Raw genomic sequence first — 20,097 nt, 5'->3', positions numbered from 1 at the left:
AAAATTAATAAATAAAACCTATAATTGCCGAATAATTATTAGGAATAACCCTACGACCTACCCTACCCCACCCAGCAACTCCGTTCATTTCTGAGATCAAGAAACTTGAACCATAGACTGCTTCCACAATAGCCACATGCCCCCACCAACTTTCTCGCATCACCACAATTGCTCCCGGCCGCGGGGTCGAACCAACAGCATAACCATATGATTTTGCTTGCCAATACCAAGTTCGTGCATGCCCGCTCCAAGGTATATAACGGCGGCTGGCAACATACCAAGTGCACCAACCATAAGGAAAACGATTGGGGTAGCTCCCTCTGGGCACATACCTCGCAGTAGTGTTAGAACTTCTTGATGTAGATGTAGTGGAACGTGAGTTAGAAGCAGTATAAGAGCGGCTAACAGTGATTTTACCACCAGCAATTAAAATTTTCTGCCCTTCATAAATCTTGGAAGCATCTTCAAGTCCATTTACAGCAAGAGTCTTTTGTAAATCCCCTTTATACTTTTGCACAATTGCCAATAAAGTATCCCCCCGCCTAACTGTGTAAAGTACTCCATCTGTAGGTGGAATCTTTAAAACTTGCCCTGGCTTAATCTGATCAACATTAGAAATATTATTAGCCCATTTAAGCGTGTCAATTTTTAAACCGAACTTCTGGGCTATTGCAGAAAGAGTATCTCCTGACTGAACCCTATACTCAATTACCTCTTTTCTTTCTTCCTTCTCAGCAGGCGTTTCTACTTTAATAGAGGTTGTTTGAGGACCAATATAGATTCCTCCTTCAGTAAGAGCCAACTGAGGTTTCTCTACCTCTTTTTTTAAAGTAGCTAAAAACACAGTCTTTTTTTCTTCAACTAAAGGAGTATAAGGATCTATGCCCTCAATAGCTGACGCCACTACTGCTTCATCCCAAACTACAAAATCAGTGGTCGCTAAACTTAATGATCCTCCACTTATAAGATAGCCAATTACTACAAACCCTACTATAGAAACTACAGGAGTATAAGGAATAAAAGAGGAGACATCAAACTTCCTTTTGAAAACAATAATATATTTGCCTTCACGCCTAAAAGAAATAAAAAAGAGTCTTATAGCATTAAGCCAAAAACTAAAAGAAAAAACTTTCTTTAGTGTAGAGAGAAGAGAATGTTTTATTTTAAGAATTGTATCTAAGGACAATAAAGGGGGCAATTAAGCCTCCTTTTTATTTTTACCAGAAGGAAAAAGAATCTCGTCCACCACTCCATACTGCTTTGCTTCCTTAGCTCCCATAAAAAAGTCCCTGTCTGTGTCTTTCTCTATTTTTTCTAAAGTTTTCCCTGTTCTTTCAGCCAGAATTTTGTTAATCAAGCGTTTTAATCTTAAAATTTCTTGAGCGCGTATTTTAATATCAGTAGCTTGACCTTCGGTCCCACCAGCCACTTGATGAAGCATTACGCGGGCATTAGGCAAGATATAACGCTTTCCTTTAGCTCCTCCAGCAAGTAAAAATGCTCCCATTGAAGCCGCTATACCTACACACACAGTAGCCACATCTGGCTTAATATACTGCATAGTATCATAAATAGCTAAACCGGCATTTACCTCCCCTCCGGGGCTATTTATATATAGATAGATATCTTTGGACTCATCTTCAGCTTCTAAAAATAAAAGCTGGGCAATAACAAGATTAGCCACTTCATCATTAATAGGACCACCAATAAAAACTATTCGTTCCTTAAGCAAGCGGCTGAATATATCATAAGCCCTTTCGCCAAAAGGCCCTTTTTCTACCACCATAGGAACTACGCCTTGGAGTTTAGTCTTAACCCTTTTCTTCATAAGACACAATTATTAACCTCTGACAATGTAGCACATTTAGCCCTTTTTGTGAAGAGATTTCAAAAAATTAAGAGTTTTGGCTAATTTTAGCTGGGTTTTTACTTGAGCCTTTATTTCGGGATTTTTAAGCTGACTTTCAGTCTCACTTTCAGGATAACCTTGTAAACGCAAACGAGTTCTCTCTTGCTCTAAGGACTCATCAACCTCCTTATCTTCAATCCTTATCTTTTCTTTGTCAGCAATAGCATGCAAAACAAAAGAAGATTTTAAGTTATTCTCTGCTTGCTTTTTCAATTGATCAGCCAAATCATCTTTAGAGATTTTGCCGCTTTCTAAAAAACGATCTAAAGTAGCACCCTGTAAAGCTAAATCCTGAGATAGTTGTTGTAGCAAACGATCTCTTTCCTGATCAACCAAATAAGGAGAAAGTTGAATTTTTGTTTTCTTTACAATTTCAGAAACAATTTCTGCTTCCCATTTTTTCTCTGCTTCACTTTCCTTTTGTTGTTTTATAAACCCTTTTATTTTCTGCTTCATCTCTTTCTCATCTTTGTGACCTAATTTTTTTACTAATTCTTGGCTTGAAGGTAAAACTATTTTTTCAACTTTTTTAATTAAAACATTAAAAGTTATCTTTTGACCAGCTAAACCTTTTTGGACAAAATCCTTAGGCAAATTAAGAGTAAATTTGACTGTCTCTCCCTTCTTTTTGCCAACTATCTTTTCCCCAAAACCCGGCAAAATAACTGTTTCTCCCACAATTAACCACACATCTTTTTTGTTAAGTTCAGGGAGACTTTTCCCTTTTATTGATCCCTGATAATCCACTAAAACTCTATCTCCTTTTTTAATAACGCCTTTTTTCGGACGAACAGAAGCCAATCTCTTGCGCAAAAGTTTGATCTCTCTCTCAACCTCTTTATCTTCAACCTCTACTTTGGGTTTTTTAACTTTAATTTTTCGGTAATCAGGCAAATTAAACTTTGGCCAAAGAGCACACTCAGCAGTGTAAATAAAATCTTTGCCCTTCTCAAATTGAGTAATTTTTATTTTAGGCGGGCCAACAGGTCTTATTTTTGTCTTTTTTACTGCTTCAGCATAGCTCAAAGGTAAAATCTCCTCTAAAACTTCCTGGGCGATTTTCTCTTCTTCCAACTGGTTTTTGACTAAATTCAACGGCGCTTTACCGGGCCTGAAACCGGGGATTTTTAAACCCTGCGCCAAACGCGAAGTAATCCTTAATTCAAATCTCCGCCACTCATCAAAAGGAACTTTGATTTCCAGCTGAACAGTAGAAGCAGGTAAATCTTTTTTGTTGACTTCAATTTTGATTAAAGACATAGCCCTGAGCTTAACACAGCAAACAAAAAGAGGCAAGCTATTAAGCTTGCCTCTAATCTATTAATGGGAGTTTTTTATCATAAGCCCCCTAAAATCAAGTTCAAAAGGCAGAACTTGGTAGGGGTTCTGGATAGATTTCTCTGCCTCTTCTTTTGAGGCAGGATTAGCGAATACAACTACTACAACAGCACCCTCGCCTCCAGCACCACAAGCCTTGGCACCACAAGCTTTTTTTGTAGTCTCAATTAAGCTATCTATTTGAGGAGTTGTTGCCCCCCATTAGTAAAGTTTTTAATAGCTTCCCACGTCTCTCCTACTGCCTTTCCCAAAGCAGTATAATCCATCTCCTCAACAGCCCTATAAGCCCTAAGAGCATGCTGAACCATATCCTTAAGGAGAGAAATGTCATCACGACTTTGGTGTTGAATTTCAGAAGAGCTACGGAAATTATCTTGCTTGGGGGTTTGGACCAGCAGAAGGCGACGCTGGAGAGCCTTAGCTTTAGGGAAAAAATTAATATGCTTCTCCCTTTCTGGTTTTTGAGGATTAGATCTGGCTGTCCAGAGACCAACTCCTTCTGTTTTATTTTCCAAACTATTTTACTAAATCTTAATATCCCATTTTTTTACTGCCTCTTCATAACGCTCAACCGTTCCTGTATCAAACCAAGCACCAGGAAAAGGATAACCAGCTAATTTCTTTGCTTTAACTAAACGCGGATAAACCTCTTTTTCAATGGAAATTGGCTTCGGCTTTTTGGGAAGATAGTTAAAAATCTGCGCCTCAAACAAAGCCACACCAGCATTAATTAGTCTAGATGAGCTCTCCCCTTTTTTAGGTTTTTCCAAAAATCTTCTAACCCAACCTCCTTCAAGCTCCACTACACCCAAATCTTTTACATTTTCTACTGTGGCCAGAGCCATTGTGGCTACTGATTTCATTTGACGGTGAAATTGAGCCATATCTTCAAGATCTATATCAGCCAAAATATCAGCCCAAAAAAGAAAAAAAGGACCTTTAATATATTTTTTAGCTAAAACCAAAGGCCCAGCAGTGTTAAGAGGCTTTTTTTCCTCAATATATTTCAACTCAAGACCGAATCTTTCCCCATTGCCTAAAACTGCTTTTATTTTTTCACCTAAATAACCTACTGAAATTATTATTTCTTCCACCCCATAGCGCCTTAAGAGTAAAATAGAATGTTCTATAATAGGTTTACCCTTAATAGGCAAAAGAGGTTTTGGTACTTCGTAAGTAAAAGGTCTAAGTCTTGTACCTTTACCCCCAGCTAAAATAATGGCCTGTTTAATCCGACCTATACCCAAAGCTTTTTTAAAAAGGTATTCTGCTGTCCGTGATAAAGAGGAAAAATTTTTTTCTTTGGCAAAATTTTCTACTTCTTTTAAAATCCCTTTATCTAAAGAAAAACTGATACGTCTGTAAAGTCGGCTACTTTTCTTTTTCATAATAATTCATAAATGTTCTTTTTATTCATAACAATTCACAAAAGAAAAAGCAAACAAAAAACTGTGGAAAATAAAGAAAATTAAAAATTGCCGAAAAAGAAAGGCATCCAGCAAAAGAAAAAACTTCAAGCTAAATTTATTGGGAAACTTTTTCTTTTTTGACTTTTATTTCAGCGTTCGCAATCTTTTTACTTATTTCTTTATCTGTAAGTTGCCCGGCAACTGTTCCTCTTTCAGAAACCACTGAAGCAGAATTAATAGTACCAGCCAAAACAGCTTGTTCTATTTTACCTGTTTTAATAAACCAAGCTAAAAAAGCACTAGTAAAAGCATCACCACAACCTAAAGAATCAACTACTGCAGCTGGATAAACTGGCGTACGATAAAAGTAGCCGCCGTCATAGACAATAGAGCCCTGTCTACCTAAGGTAGCAACCACAATTTTGGGTCCCCACCCTACAGCTTTAACCAATGTTTCTGACAAAGATTTTCCCCTGCCTACTAAAGAAAAAAGCTCTTGTTTATTAACAATCAAAATATCAGTAACAGCCAATAGGGATTTAAGTTTCTCGGGATACTGCAGCTGGATTTTGCCGGGATTGAAAACCAAATGTTTACCTAATTTTTCTTTTTTATTAACTATTTCTTTAATTATCTCCTCATTAACATTTCCCCAAGAAAGAATAAGCCACCAGCGCGCTTCTTTGAGAACAGCAGTATCAATATCATCAGCTTCTAACTCTTTATTGGCTCCGGGATAAATCAGGGCGGTATGCAAACCTTTTTTGCCCAAGACAATTACTGAAGTGCCAGTATGTTTATGGGTAGAACCTATAAATTTAGTTGTTATTCCCTCTTCTTTTAATCTTTCCCTGATTTCCTCTCCCAAAAAATCCTTGCCAACAACAGCAAGAGGTATTGGTTCAAAACCTAATTTTTTAAAAGCTAAACTGGTATTTAATGCTCCTCCTCCCGGCTCTTGAACAAGACTCTTAGCTAAGGTTTTTTCTTTAAAAGGAAAACAAAAAAAATTCTCCTTGAGCTCTACTTCGGTTTCCAAAATTACATCCCACAAAGCTTTGCCTAAAACAAAAATTTTCTCCATTATTTAAGTTAAAAATACAAGGCTTCAATTTTATCTTTAACTATTTTTTCAGTAGCAAGCCGCGCCTCTTCTAAATAGACCCTTAAATCATCTTCTTGGGGTTTAGCTTTTAAAAACTTGCCTAAAGCGTAGGTAAAAATCTTACGCAAAGCAGTATCAAAATTAACCTTAGCCACCCCATATCTTCTTGCCTGTCTTAATTCCTGCTTGCCTACCCCAGAAGCACCATGAAGAACCAAGGGAACTTTTATGCTTTTTGAAATCTTTTTTAAATAATTAATATTAATATGCTCTTTCCCTCCCGGTGCCGGCATTCCGTGTTTTGTGCCTAAAGGCAAAGCCAAAAAATCTACTCTTGTTTTTTTTATAAACCTCTCTATTGTATCTAAACCCAAAAGATTACTTTTTTGGAAACGATCACCAGTCTTTGGCATCTCTCCTATTTCTGCTTCAACTGCTACTCTAAAGCGCTGAGCCATAGTTTTTACTTGGCAGGTAAGCTTGATATTTTTTTCCATAGAGAGCCGGCTGCCGTCAAACATAACTGAACTAAAACCTAACTCCAACGCTTCCTGCACTATTTCTAAACTATCACCATGATCCAAATGCAGAGCAAAATCCACTTCTGGATAAAGCTTATCTGCTGCCTCAGCCATCTTTTTGAAATAACGCAAAGGAAGATGTTTAGCTGTCTTGGGGGTTATCTGGATTATAACCGGCGCCTTTTTGCTTTTAGCAGCTGAAATTACAGCCTCAAACACCTCTAAATTATGAGCATTAAAAGCTCCTATAGCCTTTTTTGTTTTGTAAGCCTTTAAAACTAAATCTTTAGAATTAGTTATATACATCTATCTTAGTGTAGCATTTTTAAGCCCTCTCTCCAAGTTGACCTGTTTATCAAATCAAGTTAAAACATCACCAAATTCTAAAGATTTTCGGCTTAGAAAAGAAAGAGAAGCGCCACCACCTACAGAAACATAGGAAAATTTTTCTCTCAGACAAAATTTTAAAGCCGCATAAGAAGAATCACCACCTAAAAGAAAAGTAAATTTTTTTGTGCCTAAAGCCCTTTGATACAGAATTTTAGTTCCTAAAGAAAAGCTCTTTTTTTCAAATTGTCCTACTGGTCCAGCAAAAATAATGTTTTTCCCTTTTTTGTCCAAAAACTCACTAAAAAGTTTAATTGTTTTGGGTCCTAGATCACGAACAGAAAGAACTTCTTTTTTAGACATATCAACGTAATCCTTAACTTTCCCGGAAGGCAATACGCCATCAATTGGTAAAACCACATTTTTAGGTAAACTTTCCTTATTTAGGTAAAGTTCATTAGCGGTTTTGCCTCCTAAAAGAATGTTTTGGGCCGCAAACTTATGAACCAAATCTGCCTTATCCTTAGCCTTCCCGCCGCCAATAACAGCCAAAGTTTGTGAAGATTCCCTCTTCAAACGTGAAAGTATCTCTATTTCCTTTTCTGCCCGAAAACCTAAATATGAAGGTAAAATCTTTGGCAACCAATAAACTGAAGCATGCTTTCTATGGGAAACAGCAAAGGCTTCAAAAACAAAAACATCAGCCAAGCCAGCATATTTCTGAGCAAACTTTTTTTCATTATGCTCCTCGCCAATAAAAAAACGTAGATTCTCTAAAATCTCAATTTTGTCCCCCAAAAGATATCGTCGGTAAAAAAAGGGGGAAGCAGCTTCTCTAAGAGATAAACCTAATTTTTGAGCTAAATAATCTGCCTGAGGTCTTAAAGATAAATCTTCTGTAACCTTCCCCTCTGGTCTGCCCGAATGACCAACCAAAAAAATTTTTTCTGCGGGCTGAAGATATTTGAGAGTAGGCAACGAAGCATCTAGACGAAAAGTGTCTATAATTTTTCCTTTTTCTATTGGCACATCGAAATCTAAACGGACTAAAACCTTTTTATTATCAGGTTCAAGTTTGCCTAATGATTTCATATTAACACCCAGTTTTTATATTCCAATGTTCTTGAGAACATTGGAATGTGTAAAACACTTTTAAAGAATTTTATCACCTATATACTGCACTAATTTAGCTAAACGAGCGGCATAACCCATTTCATTATCATAATAAGCAACAACGCGAACAAGATTGCCTTCAATCACTTGAATCAATTCCAAATCAACAATCGAAGCAGCCTCATCGCCACGAAAATCAACTGACACTACAGGCTCTTCTACCACTTTCAAAGCCCCCAAAAAGCTATCTTCTTGAACATATTTCTTAAAAAGCTTGCGCAACTCTTTTTCCGATGTTTCTTTTTTCACCAGAGCAACAAAATCAATAATAGAAACTGTTGGCGTGGGCACTCGAAAAGCATAACCATTCATCTTCCCTTCTAAGCTAGGAAGAACTTTGGCTGTAGCCTCAGTAGCTCCAGTAGTAGTAGGAACGATTGATTGAAGTGCGCTGCGGCCGCGACGAAAATCTTTATGAGGCGCATCTTGAAGCTTTTGATCCATAGTAAAAGAATGGATCGTGTTTAGGGTAGCTTTCTCAAGTCCCAACTCATCATCCAGAATTTTAGCTACTGGCACTAAACAGTTAGTAGTGCAGGAAGCCATTGAAAATACTTTATCCTCTGAAAAAAGATCTAAGTGATTTATACCAAAAATAATCGTTTTCATTGGTTTGTCGCCTTTAAAAGGAGCAGAAATAACCACTTGTTTAGCTCCAGCCTGAATATGCTGGTAAGCTTGAGCGTATTCTCTAAATACACCTGTAGATTCAATTACCAAATCAACCCCCAAATTCTTCCAAGGCAAGCGGGAAGGATCTTTTTCAGATAAAATTTTTATTTTCTTGCCATCCACTACTAAGCTATCTCCTTCTACTTTTATCTTGCCTTCAAATTTCCCATAAGTGGAATCATATTTCAAAAGATAAGCCAAACTGTCTATCTGACCTAAATCATTAATGGCTGCAGGTAATAAACCTAATTTATAAGCTGAGCGGAAAAAAGTGCGGCCAATCCGCCCAAAACCATTAATAGCAAACTTCATAAAGCCTCCTCATTTATTTTTAGTTTTATAAAGCTCTTTAGCCTGTTGACAGATCGCTGAAAACTCTCCTGGATCCAAGCTGGCTCCACCTACCAAAAAACCATTAATCCCTTGGCGACTGATAAAATCTTTGACATTTTGAGCTTTGACACTTCCTCCATAAAGAACCGGGACTTTAGCTCCGGTTTCCCGCGTATAAAGACTAGAAATAAACTGCCTGATTAAAAACACATTCTTTTCCACATAAGAGGCATCAGCCGGAATGCCTGTGCCAATAGCCCACACTGGCTCATAAGCAATAATTAAATCTTCGGAAACTTTTTTTAAGTTTACCCCTTCAAGTCCTGATCTTAGTTGCTCAATAATCTTTTCGCTATCTTTCTTAAGATAATCTTCTTTTGACTCTCCTATACAAAGAATAGCCCTTAACCCTGCATCTAAAACTCGGTGCAATTTACGATTAACTATTTTATTAGTTTCCCCCATTGCTCTTCGCTCAGAATGACCAATAATAACAAAATCAACCCACTCTTCAATCATTGGCAAAGAGACTTCTCCAGTAAAAGCACCTTCATTTTCAAAATGAATATTTTGAGCTCCAAGCTTTATGGAAGTAAGCCGAACTAAAGGGTAAAGAGACTTAACAAAGGGAAAAGGAGGGGCCACATAAGCTTCAAATCCTACAATCGGTACTAAAAGGTCTCTAATTTGCTTGAGGATTTTTTTTGCTTCACGCAAAGAACGGGGATTCATTTTCCAGTTTGCTGCAATAATGGGCCGCATACAATCTTATTTTAACACCCTAGTCAATAAAAACAACTAAAGATTATTGGATCAACTCTATAATTTTTCGCGCTAATTTCTTTGGCTGATGATAAAGAGGATTTTGAAGATCTATTAAATCAGCACGACAGATATCTATGTTTTTATATTTTTTCTTTGTAGTCGAAATATTCCGCACTCCGCCCAAACGAACAATATCTTCATCCTTTTTTAAAATTCGGGAATTAACTAAAGCCAAATCAATCTCTATCCCCATCTCCAAAAGCCAATCCAAATGGTCCTCCACAGAAAAACCCATTGTTTCTCCGCGCTCTTGAGAGACATTAACCACATAAATTTTCTTTACCTTAGCTTTATTGAACGCTTCTTTTAGGCCAGCAACCAAAAAATTAGGCAAAATACTGGTAAACAAACTTCCGGGACCAATAACTATTAAATCACTCTCTTTAATTGCTCTGACAGCTTTGGGATTTATTTTTTGCGGAGGCTCAAGCCAAATTTTTTTAATTGGGCTTTTAAACCTTACTACTGCCTTAGGAATCTCTGCTTCTCCTTTTACTTTTTCTCCATTCTTTAACTCTGCCCAAAGATGAGCATTACCTAAGGAAGAAGGTATTACTTTGCCTTTTACTTTTAAAAGAGCTGAAGCAATTTGAGTAGCCTGATCTAAATCCCGAGCCATCTCCAAAAGCATTGCTAAAAAAAGATTGCCAAATGAATACCCATTGAGATACCTGCCCCTTTGGAAACGAAAATCAAAAAACTCCCGCATCAAATCTTCTTCTTCAGAAAGAGCTACTAAGCAATTACGCAAATCCCCAACAGCAGGCACCTTAAGATCTTTACGCAATTTACCTGTATGCCCACCAGAATCAAAAACAGTTACAATCGCCGAAAGGTTATAGGTGTACTGCTTCAAGCCTTGTAAAAGTCTGGCTAGACCACTGCCTCCTCCGATAAGCGTTATTTTGGGAGCGTGATACAACATCTCCTCCGGAGAGTAAGCCAACCATTTAAACCAACTTTGCCAAAAATCACCCCACCTCATCAACAAAATTATATCTTAAACCCAATAAAAAGTATAAAAAATTCTATTTTCCTCTTTTCTTTTTTATCTTTTGTGAGCGAAGCAGGTGAAAATAACTTTGGCTGAAACGATGAGCCTTATCATCAATCTCTATTAAAACAAACCAGTTTTTGCGCACAAAGTCAGCCAAATAAGGCCACTTAAATCTATCAAAAGGTAAAACAGGCCTTTTTACCTTATGGCGTCTGTCTTTTGTTAAAGCAACAACAGGAATATTTAGGTCAAACTCCCTTAAAATTCTCCTGGCGAGACGAAGATGATTCTCACCTCCATCTACCAAAACCAAATCAGGGAACTCCCATTCTTGATGTTTAAAACGACGTCTGAGCATCTCTCCAAGAAGGTTCAAATCATCTTTTTTTTGCGAAAGTTTAAAACGGCGGAACTCAGATTTTAAAAATTGCCCCTTTAAAATATTTTCTTTATCTAAACTGCCTTTATACACCACCTCTCCCCCCACTTTAGATTCACCAAAAATCTGAGCAATATCAAAAGCCTCTATCCTAAAACTCTTTTTTCTTTCTGGCAAATCTTCAGCAATAAACTTCAGCCTTGACAATCTTTCCAAAGCCCTTAATCTATCTCTTAAAATTTTGGCTTTCTCAAACTGCTGCCTTAAAGCTGCTCCTTTCATTTCTCTCTGCCATTTTTTTACTAATAGATCTTTTTTAATTTTTAAAAAAGATATCAACTCCTGAATCATATTCTGATAGCGCCTTTTGCTTACTTTGCCTAAACAGGGCGCCAAACACTTATCTAAATGGTAATAAAGACAGGGGTGCTTGTTTTTTCGAGCCTTTAGAAACTGAGAAGGTTTACAATCCCGAAAAGGAAAAATCTGGCGTAAAGCCTTAAGAGCTTCTTTAAGAGAAACGCTATCAACAAAAGGACCAAAAACCTTATCCTTATTTTTTAAGTTTAGGTTTTTTTCTCTAACTACCTCAAGATAAGGAAAATCATCATAACGGATTACTAAGTACAAAAAACTGCGATCGTCTTTTTGGCGAACATTAAATTTTGGTTGAAAGACTTTTATTAGGTCGGCCTCCAAAAGAAGAGCTTCTATTTCCGAATCAGTAGGGTTAATTTTTAAAAAATGAGAACTCTTTAAAATCTGATTAGCTTTTCCCCCAGCTTTTAAGTAGTGGGCTATACGCCGACGCAAATTTTTAGCTTTGCCAATATAAAGGGGTTGTTTTTGCTGATTATAAAAAACATAAACCCCGGGTTTTTCACTAATCTCACCTATTCTTGCCGCTAATTTTGAGGTCAGAATCATTTATCTTGAAAATAATCTTTTAGAGTCTTTAAATCAACTAACTCTTTTTTTGTGGCTGACCTTTCTTTTACTTCCACTTTACCCTGAGATAAAGTTTTAGAACTAATAATAACTCTATAGGGAATACCTATTAAATCTGCGTCCGCAAATTTTTCTCCCGGTGAATTTTCACGATCGTCTAAAAGAACATCTTTACCCAAAGAAGAAAGTTCACTATAAATCACTTTTGCTGTTTTTTTCTCCTTGTCTCCTCCCAAATAAATTAAATAAATATCAAAGGGAGCCGTCTCTTTTGGCCAAATAATCCCCTGCTTATCGTGATACTTTTCTACAATAGTAGCCATTAAACGTTCCAACCCAATCCCATAACAGCCTTCTAAAGGAAAGTGCTGTTTTCCTTTTTCATCTGTAAACTGAACCATAAAAGAACGACAATACTTATCCCCTAACTGAAAAATGTTGCCTACCTCAATACCACGCTTAACTTTCAAAGAACCGCCACATTGACATCTATCACCTTCCTTAACCTCAGCAATATCAGCTATTTTTACTTTTTTGTGTTTTATATCCCGTGCAGGATTAAAATTTAGTAAATGGAAATCCCTTTCATTATCTCCGGTAACCAAATTATTGCTCTTCCAAACTTCTGTATCTATCACTATTACTGCTTTTGTATGAGGTATAGGAGAAGCAAAACCAGGCTCATAACCAAATTCTCTGATTTTATTTTCATCCGCAGAAAGAAGCGATTCAGAGTCAGTAACCAAACCTAATTTTCTCTCATTAATCTCTCTATCACCCAAAACGCAGGCGACAATCAAATCGCCTCTTTCGTTTTTAAAAAAGACAATTTTTGCCAAACGATGAGGATCTACCTTTAAAAACCCGCTCAACTCTTCGATAGTAGAAGCTTTGGGGGTAGAAACTCTCTTTAATTTTTTGGGTTTTTCTTTTATTAGCCTGTCTTTAAAACGAGCTACTTCTAAATTAGCTGCGTATTTACATTTTTTACAAACAGCAATCCTGTCCTCTCCCACTTCACTCTCAACAATAAACTCTTCTGCTTTAGTGCCGCCCATAGCTCCACTAGCTGAAGAGACAACTCTTACTTTTAAACCTACACGCTCAAAAATCCTTAAATAAGCTTTTTTCACTTCTTCATAAAAAGTATCCAAGTCTTTTTTATCTCGGTGAAAACTATAACCGTCTTGCATTGTGAACTCACGCAGCCGAATCAAGCCGCCTCTTGCTCGAGGTTCATCTCTAAATTTGGGCTGGATTTGATTAAGCGCTAAAGGCAGATCTCTAAAAGATTTGATCAGCTGCCTGGCAACTAAGCTAACGTTTTCTTCGTGAGTAGGAGCCAAAACAAACTCTTCCTGAGAACGATTCTTAAAACGTAAAAGCTCTGCCCCAAAATCTTCCCAGCGTCCACTCTTTTTCCATATAGAGGAAGGTTGCACCATGGGAGCCAAAAACGGCAAAAAACCTATTTTACTTAACTCCTCTTCAATAATGCGATAAATTTTCTTATATACTAAAAAACCCAAAGGCAAAAACTGGTAAATCCCTGCTCCTAATTTTTGTACAAATCCCCCTTGGAGCAACAAAGTTTCGTGAACAGTAGAAGCCTTGGGCGATGTTTTTGAAGTTTTAATGATTTTTGAAGCCAACATAAATTAAAATAATTTTACGATATCCCTGATAGTTAAAGCAACCATTAAAACCAAGATAACAATAAAACCAACTAAATGCACCCAACTCTCTACTTCTGGTTTTAATCTTTTGCCTTTGATTTTTTCCAAACCTAAAAGTATAGCCCTGCCTCCATCAAGCGCTGGCAAAGGAAGAAAGTTTACTAAAGCCAAATTTACTGTCAAAAAAGTAGCTAAACGCAAAACATAGCTAAAACCCAACTCAACCGCTTTTTTAGTTAAGATATAAATACCAACCGGCCCTACCACAGTGCCAATTGGTTGAGCTCGACCAAAAAGAGAAAGCACAAGATTCCCAAAAAAGTAAAAAATTGTAACTATCAAATTAAAAAGATCTATTCCCGCCATTAAAGGCACTGCCCACCATTTAAACCTTACTTTGTCAAAATAATCAGCTACCGTCACCCCTATCTCCCCTCTTGACTCATTTGAATCAATTTTGCCTTTTAAAGTAAGGATCTCTCTGTCACGCTGAACACTCATCTCGATCTCTTGATTCGGATTTTGGGCAGTAAAACGAGAAAAAGACTCTGCTCTTTCAAACTCTCTACCATTAACCTGTAAAATGATATCCCCTACCTTAAGTCCCATTTTTTCTGCCGCACTATCAGAATCAATTTGCAGAATAATTGGGTAAATACGGTAACTATTAACCCAAGAAGAGTAATCAGAAGGGTTGCTAGCTAAAGGACCATTACCTAAACCAAGATAAATGAGCAAAAACAAATAACCTAAAAGCAGATTCATTATCACTCCGGCAGAGATAATTTTGAAACGACTCCAAACAGACTTTGAAACAAAACTTCCTTTTCCCCGAGGCTCATCTTCACCATAAAGACGAACATAACCACCAAGAGGAATTAAATTCAAAGAGTAAACCGTTCCTTTTATTTTTTTAGACCAAAGCCGAGGAGGAAAACCAAAAGCAAACTCCTCAACCTTAACCCCCTCTTTTTTAGCCATTAAAAAATGCCCTAACTCATGCACTAAAATTAAAACCGCTAAAAGAGCAATAAAAACTAAAATCGCCATCTACTCATTTATTTCTTTCTCCTTGCCCTCTGCTAACTCCTCTAACTGCTGGTTAAACTCACTGATCAAATCATTAAGCTCCTTTTCAGCCCGAAATTTATCATCTTCAGGAAGCTCTTTATCTTTGACCTTATTTTGAATCTCCTCCCAAACTCCTTCCCGCAAACGGCGTAAAACCACTTTTGCCTCCTCTTTCTTCTGTCCCAAAAGCTTAATCAACTCCTTTTTTCTCTCCTCTGAAATAGGAGGAAATGAAAGACGAATACGATCCCCCTCCTCAATAATATTGGCTCCTAAATCTACTTTTTTAAAACCTTGGATAATATCAGCTTTGGTGCCGGGATCATAAGGCTCAACCGATAGGTTCAAAACATCAATCACCGAAACATTAGCTAAAGAATTAAGAGGAATTTCTTGGCCATAATAAGGGATCTTAAGATTCTCCACTAAAGCAGCAGAAGCCTTGCCTAAACGAAAACCTTTTATCTCCTCTTTAAAATTTTCTAAGACCTCTTCCATTTTTTTACGCAAAGCACTAACTTCTACCTGTACAAAATCCATAACTTTTTTATTTTTTTAATTATAGCACTAATTTGACCCTATCTGAAGACGAACAAAATTCTTAATCTGGATATTCTCACCTGTCTTATGAATAAGCTCCTTGAGCATGTTCTCCACAGATGATCCTGATTCAAAAATCCAATCTTGGCTCAATAATTCCTTAATATCTTTAGGATCCATAGAGGCAATCTGCATCGCCAATTTATGGGCAAAATCTTGAAAATCTTTGTTGCGAGCAACAAAATCAGTTTCGCAGGCTAATTCAACCAAAACACCAATTTTTTTGTTGGAATGGACATAAGCTCCAATAATTCCCTCCTTTGCTGCCCTATCTTTGCGTTTATCGGCTGCTAAAAGACCTTTCTTTTTAAGTATTTTTTTGGCTTTAGATAAGTCTCCCTCACTTTCCTCCAACGCCTCTTTGCATTCAGAAAGAGGAGCTTGGGTTTCACGCCGAAGACGAACTAAATCTTTGATGTTCATCTTATTTTTTAGTTTCTGTCTTTAAAGAAAAATTGGGGTCAAAACAACGCCCTAAACTTTCCAGCACTATCCTAAGCGCTGAACGTGATTCATCATTTAGGGGTATAGGAAAATCAACTTGGTCGAGATTAGCACTTACATCACAGATAGCTACCACCTTAAGACCCTTTTTGCGCGCCTCCTTAACAGCGATCTCTTCGTGCGCAGGATCCACCACTACTATTATCTCAGGCATTTCTTTTAAGTTAACCAATCCGGATAAAACTCTCTCCATTCGCTCTCTTTTTTGCTGAAGCAACTGACGCTCTTTTTTTGTCATCGCCTTAAACTTTTGGCCTTCTTCCTTATTTTTTAACTCCTCAAGACGCTGTAAATTCTTTTTCAAAGTCTCAAAGTTAGTAAGCATTCCTCCTAACCACTTTTCAGCCACATAGGGGTGGCCCAAACCTTTGCCAATCTCTTTAATAAACTCTTTGGCTGTAACCTTGCTTCCCACCCATAAAACTTTTTCTTTCTTGTGTTTTTTGAGAAAATCTAAAGCCTCTTTAAGCTTGACTACTGTTTTTTTAGTATCAATAAAAACAACCCTGTTTTTGATATCAGCCACATAAGGCTTAAAAGAGGGATGCAAAATACTGCGCAGATGACCTAAGTGGCCTCCTAGTTCTTCAATTTTTTTAGCACTGACCAAATCAGCCATTTAAACTAATTAATTTTACTTAAATAAAAATATTTCTTTTATTGACAGAAAGAATGCTAACATATAGAATCAACTATTGCAAGAGCCAAAAACTATGGACAAAAGCAAAAAACAAAAAACAAAACTCAACTGGATAAAAATCCGCTGTGACTGCGGAGCTGTTTTTGAAACCTTATCTACTAGAGATAAAGATCTAAAAGTTGAAATTTGTTCTCACTGCCATCCTCTTTACACTGGCAACCAAAAACTGGTTGATACAACCGGCCAAGTAGAAAAATTCAAAGAACGACTCAAAAAAGCCAAACTCTTAAAAAAGAAAAAAGCTTAAGCTAAACTAAAACTATGAATTTAAAAAGCTTACTTAAAAAGCTAAATCTTCGTATTGAAAAACTTGAAAAGCTTCTTTTGGATAACAACAATCCCAAAACAGCCAAAGAGTTGTCAGTAGTGCAAAACCAAAGGGATTACTTGAAAAAATACCTCTCCTTAAAAAAGAAGTTAGCCGAAACAAAAGCTATCAAAGATCCAGAGCTCAAAGAGTTGGCCAGCGAAGAAGTAAAAAAGCTAAAACAAGAACTCAAAACAGTTAAAAAAGAACTTTTTCGCCTTTTGGTCGAGGATCCAACTGACAGGCGAAACGCTATTTTAGAAATACACGCTGGCACAGGAGGAGATGAGGCTGAGCTTTTTGCCAGCGACCTTTTGAGAATGTATTTGCGCTTTGCGGAAAGAAAAGGCTTCAAAAGCCAAATTCTGGACTGGCAAAAAACACCTCTGGGAGGCATAAAAGAAGCAAAAATTTTAATCAAAGGTGAAAAAGCTTACGGCCTTTTAAAATTTGAAGGCGGTGTGCACCGAGTACAGAGAGTTCCTCAGACAGAAAAAAAAGGCAGAGTTCATACTTCAGCAGCAGCGGTCGTTGTCCTTCCCGAGGCAGAAACAATAGATATAGAAATCAAGCCAGAAGAGCTGCGTATTGACACCTTCCGCTCCTCAGGACCCGGCGGCCAGTCTGTAAACACTACTGATTCTGCTGTCCGCATCACCCATCTGCCCACAAGCACAGTTGTTTCCTGCCAAGACGAAAAAAGCCAACACAAAAACAAAGAAAAAGCTCTTAAAATTCTACGTTCCAAACTTTTGGCTCTACGTTTAGAAAAAGAACAAAACAAGGAAAAAGAAAAAAGAAAAACAATGGTCGGCAAACTTGACAGAAGCGACAAAATTAGAACTTACAACTTCCCCCAAAACCGCATAACTGACCATCGCATCAACCTTACTATTTACGCTCTGGAAAAAGTGCTGGAAGGCGACCTAGACCCTATTATTAAAAAACTGCAAGATGCTGAAGTTAGAGAAAAAATCAAAAGCCTCTAAATTAAAAAAGTGGCTTTTTTGGGGTGAAAAAAAACTTAAAAACAAATCTAAAACCCCAAGCTTAGACACTCTCCTGCTTTTAGCTTTTGTGCTCAAAAAACCCAAAGAATTCATTTTAGCCCATTCAGATTTATCTCTTAAACCACATTTTGAAATCAAGTTTAAAAACTTAATCCGCAAACGCCAAAAACACATACCTTTAGCTTATCTTATCAAGAGAAAAGAGTTTTTTGGCTATAGTTTTTATGTTGACAAAAAAGTGCTAATTCCTAGGCCAGAAACTGAAAAAATAGTAGAAAAAACTCTTAATTTTATTATCCAGCGATCGCGAAAACAATGGAAAATTTTAGATTTAGGCACTGGCTCAGGGTGTATTGCCATTGCTTTGGCTAAGGAACTGGAAAAAAGAAGAATAAAATTTCAAATTATTGCTTCTGATATCTCTACAAAAGCTATTAAAGTAGCAAAAATTAATGCTCAAAAAAATCAAACTGAAATAAGATTTATTAAAAGCAATCTTTTTGAAGCCATAAACGACAAATTTGATCTAATTCTTGCCAATCTTCCTTATTTAAAAAAAGTAGAAATAAAAAACGAGCTTAAATTTGAACCAAAACTGGCTCTTCAAGACAAAGGGCAAATTGAAAAACTTCTAAAAGACGCTAAAAAATACCTAAACCCAAAAGGAGCGGTTTTTTACGAAACAGTTCAGGGAATAATAAAAATTTACAGGCCTTGAAATCACCCTGAACAAATACCCGCACCTTAAAAACAAGGAAGGAGTGAAAAAGATGACAAAAAGAGAACTGAAGAAAAGAGTGCAAAAAGCCCTTGAAAGAAAATTTTTTTACCTTCCAGCCTATTGCCCGGTTTGCGGGCAGTATCAACTCGACCCAATGATCAAAATGGAAGGACCAAACATCTTTTCAACCAGATGCCTCAATCCTTTGTGTCGTTGTAAAATGACTATTGACTACAACCAGGGAAAAATAATACGCATCACCTCTCCACTCCTTAAAAAACAAAAAAACTCTTCTCGAACCTCACCAAAGCAAAAATGCTGAAGTCAATGCCCGCAAAGAAGGGAGGGGAAAATATGAACTCTACCAACCCAAACCCGCTCTTAACATAGCAAAAGAGCGGGTTTATGTTTATTGTTTCATTTCATCCAAAACAAGCTTTGCTTTATGCTCTTTTCCTTCTCTGATATAGGTAATCTCTACTTCTTGGCCGGGATCATATTTTTGCAATAAGCGCCTTAATGAATGTGAAGCATCTATCTTTTCTCCTCCCAAAGCAATAATAATATCTCCTTCTTTTAAACCAGCTTTAGCTGCCGGCGAATTGGGCATCACTGCAAACAACCTTGGATCACGGCTATAAATCAAAGCTCCATAATCCGCTGAAAGATTATTGGCCTTTGCCAACTGAGGCGTAATAGGCACATAACGAATACCAATCATTGGTCTTTTGATGTAGCCGTATTTTTTTACACTCTCAATTGCTTTTTTGGCTACATTAATCGGAATAGCAAAACCAATATTTTCTGCCTGTGAAGCCACAGCAGTATTAATACCCACAACCTGACCAGCCAAATTAACCAAAGGACCGCCGGAATTGCCGGGATTAATAGCAGCATCTGTCTGCAACATCCCTTCTAACTTCTCCCCCCCACCTGAAGATCCATAAGCCTCAACCGTTCTCTCTTTTCCAGAAATAATTCCCAAAGTAACTGAATTTTCAAACTCAGCCAAAGCATAACCCACAGCTATTACTCTTTGACCTATTTCTAAATCATCTGAATCGCCAAGCTCTACTGCCTTTAATCCTGAAGCATTAATTTTCAAAATAGCCAAATCATTAAAAGGATCTATGCTTTTCACCTTAGCCGTATAGCTTTTACCTGAAGAAAGAAATACTGTATAGCGCGCATTAAGGTTAGAAACAACGTGCTTGTTAGTAAGAATCAAACCATCACTAGTGACAATAAACCCTGTCCCCCCTCCCCGGGAAACTATTTCCTCGCCAAAAAAATTAGTAACCTCCTGCAAAGCAACTATACTTACTACTGAAGGAGCAATTTTTTTATAAGCCTCTATAACCGCTGACTCCTCCTCAAGTTTAATCTTTCTGGTTTCTTGAACCAAGGGAGAAGAAACATTTTGGGAGAGATACCTAGCTAAAGGAGAATTAGGAACAAACAAAAGCAAAACAGCAACCACCCCTCCTAGCAAACCAGATAAAAAAGCAAGAACTAAAAAGTGAAAAACTCGCTTTTTTTTGGCTCGAGTAAAGAAATCTATTTTTGGCATAG

The 20,097-nt window shown here is 37.2% G+C and carries 21 protein-coding genes; 3 read left to right on the top strand and 18 right to left on the bottom strand.

The annotated features are described in order from the left end of the window. Window positions 1-4: 4 nt before the first annotated feature. The 17 genes from J7K05_01385 to rpsB all read right to left on the bottom strand — a co-directional run bounded on the left by J7K05_01385 (window position 5) and on the right by rpsB (window position 16,406). Window positions 5-1,198, bottom strand: coding sequence for a LysM peptidoglycan-binding domain-containing protein (locus J7K05_01385; GenBank protein ID MCD6194840.1), 1,194 nt, complete (start codon window positions 1,196-1,198; stop codon window positions 5-7). Next, on the bottom strand, window positions 1,199-1,828 hold the full coding sequence (clpP, locus tag J7K05_01380; protein MCD6194839.1) for an ATP-dependent Clp endopeptidase proteolytic subunit ClpP: 630 nt from the start codon (window positions 1,826-1,828) through the stop codon (window positions 1,199-1,201). 36 nt (window positions 1,829-1,864) lie between these two features. Continuing rightward, the gene (tig, locus tag J7K05_01375) at window positions 1,865-3,169 is read right to left on the bottom strand and encodes a trigger factor (protein MCD6194838.1); all 1,305 of its coding nucleotides are present in this window, start codon (window positions 3,167-3,169) and stop codon (window positions 1,865-1,867) included. Between the two features lie 254 nt (window positions 3,170-3,423). Then, a complete protein-coding gene (locus J7K05_01370; GenBank protein ID MCD6194837.1) occupies window positions 3,424-3,762 on the bottom strand; it encodes a hypothetical protein in 339 nt (112 codons plus the stop codon). Window positions 3,763-3,771: 9 nt separating this feature from the next. After that, window positions 3,772-4,635: a nucleotidyltransferase family protein gene (locus J7K05_01365; protein MCD6194836.1), complete on the bottom strand. Its 864-nt coding sequence runs from the start codon at window positions 4,633-4,635 to the stop codon at window positions 3,772-3,774. A gap of 136 nt (window positions 4,636-4,771) precedes the next feature. Next, window positions 4,772-5,740, bottom strand: coding sequence for a carbohydrate kinase family protein (locus tag J7K05_01360; protein ID MCD6194835.1), 969 nt, complete (start codon window positions 5,738-5,740; stop codon window positions 4,772-4,774). An 8-nt stretch (window positions 5,741-5,748) separates the two neighbouring features. Further along, window positions 5,749-6,588, bottom strand: coding sequence for a class II fructose-bisphosphate aldolase family protein (locus J7K05_01355; GenBank protein ID MCD6194834.1), 840 nt, complete (start codon window positions 6,586-6,588; stop codon window positions 5,749-5,751). Window positions 6,589-6,642: 54 nt separating this feature from the next. Next, window positions 6,643-7,701, bottom strand: coding sequence for a phosphoglycerate kinase (locus tag J7K05_01350; protein ID MCD6194833.1), 1,059 nt, complete (start codon window positions 7,699-7,701; stop codon window positions 6,643-6,645). Window positions 7,702-7,761: 60 nt separating this feature from the next. Then, a complete protein-coding gene (locus tag J7K05_01345) occupies window positions 7,762-8,766 on the bottom strand; it encodes an aldehyde dehydrogenase (GenBank protein MCD6194832.1) in 1,005 nt (334 codons plus the stop codon). Window positions 8,767-8,775: 9 nt separating this feature from the next. Beyond that, the gene (locus J7K05_01340) at window positions 8,776-9,549 is read right to left on the bottom strand and encodes a triose-phosphate isomerase (GenBank protein MCD6194831.1); all 774 of its coding nucleotides are present in this window, start codon (window positions 9,547-9,549) and stop codon (window positions 8,776-8,778) included. Between the two features lie 43 nt (window positions 9,550-9,592). Then, entirely contained in the window at window positions 9,593-10,597 is a 1,005-nt protein-coding gene (locus J7K05_01335) for a YvcK family protein (GenBank protein ID MCD6194830.1), read from the bottom strand. 43 nt (window positions 10,598-10,640) lie between these two features. Next, on the bottom strand, window positions 10,641-11,915 hold the full coding sequence (locus J7K05_01330) for a GIY-YIG nuclease family protein (GenBank protein MCD6194829.1): 1,275 nt from the start codon (window positions 11,913-11,915) through the stop codon (window positions 10,641-10,643). Continuing rightward, window positions 11,912-13,591 (bottom strand): proline--tRNA ligase, encoded by a 1,680-nt coding sequence (locus tag J7K05_01325; protein MCD6194828.1) that lies wholly within the window; start codon window positions 13,589-13,591, stop codon window positions 11,912-11,914. The genes J7K05_01330 and J7K05_01325 overlap by 4 nt, the downstream gene beginning before the upstream one ends. Window positions 13,592-13,594: 3 nt before the next feature. Then, window positions 13,595-14,662 (bottom strand): site-2 protease family protein, encoded by a 1,068-nt coding sequence (locus J7K05_01320; protein MCD6194827.1) that lies wholly within the window; start codon window positions 14,660-14,662, stop codon window positions 13,595-13,597. Further along, on the bottom strand, window positions 14,663-15,223 hold the full coding sequence (gene frr, locus J7K05_01315) for a ribosome recycling factor (GenBank protein MCD6194826.1): 561 nt from the start codon (window positions 15,221-15,223) through the stop codon (window positions 14,663-14,665). A 27-nt stretch (window positions 15,224-15,250) separates the two neighbouring features. Then, window positions 15,251-15,706, bottom strand: a complete 456-nt coding sequence (tsf, locus tag J7K05_01310; protein MCD6194825.1) for a translation elongation factor Ts — start codon at window positions 15,704-15,706, stop codon at window positions 15,251-15,253. A 1-nt stretch (window position 15,707) separates the two neighbouring features. Then, window positions 15,708-16,406, bottom strand: coding sequence for a 30S ribosomal protein S2 (gene rpsB / locus J7K05_01305; protein MCD6194824.1), 699 nt, complete (start codon window positions 16,404-16,406; stop codon window positions 15,708-15,710). Window positions 16,407-16,500: 94 nt separating this feature from the next. Between rpsB and rpmE the strand changes: the two genes are divergently transcribed. Genes rpmE through prmC form a run of 3 tightly spaced genes read left to right on the top strand, consistent with a single transcriptional unit; the run spans window position 16,501 to window position 18,522 of the window. Further along, window positions 16,501-16,734, top strand: coding sequence for a 50S ribosomal protein L31 (gene rpmE / locus J7K05_01300; protein ID MCD6194823.1), 234 nt, complete (start codon window positions 16,501-16,503; stop codon window positions 16,732-16,734). A gap of 14 nt (window positions 16,735-16,748) precedes the next feature. Continuing rightward, window positions 16,749-17,783, top strand: a complete 1,035-nt coding sequence (gene prfA, locus J7K05_01295; GenBank protein MCD6194822.1) for a peptide chain release factor 1 — start codon at window positions 16,749-16,751, stop codon at window positions 17,781-17,783. After that, entirely contained in the window at window positions 17,749-18,522 is a 774-nt protein-coding gene (gene prmC / locus J7K05_01290) for a peptide chain release factor N(5)-glutamine methyltransferase (protein MCD6194821.1), read from the top strand. The genes prfA and prmC overlap by 35 nt, the downstream gene beginning before the upstream one ends. Window positions 18,523-18,934: 412 nt before the next feature. Here prmC and J7K05_01285 read toward each other — a convergent pair whose 3' ends face one another. Then, complete coding sequence (locus J7K05_01285) at window positions 18,935-20,095, bottom strand: trypsin-like peptidase domain-containing protein (protein MCD6194820.1); 1,161 nt, start codon at window positions 20,093-20,095, stop codon at window positions 18,935-18,937. Between the last annotated feature and the right edge of the window lie 2 nt (window positions 20,096-20,097).

It is taken from the genome of bacterium (assembly GCA_021157605.1).
Lineage (GTDB): Bacteria > Patescibacteriota > UBA1384 > JAGGWG01 > JAGGWG01 > JAGGWG01.
The sequence above is the reverse complement of the archived record's forward strand: the minus strand, read 5'-3'. Positions and strand labels throughout refer to the sequence as shown.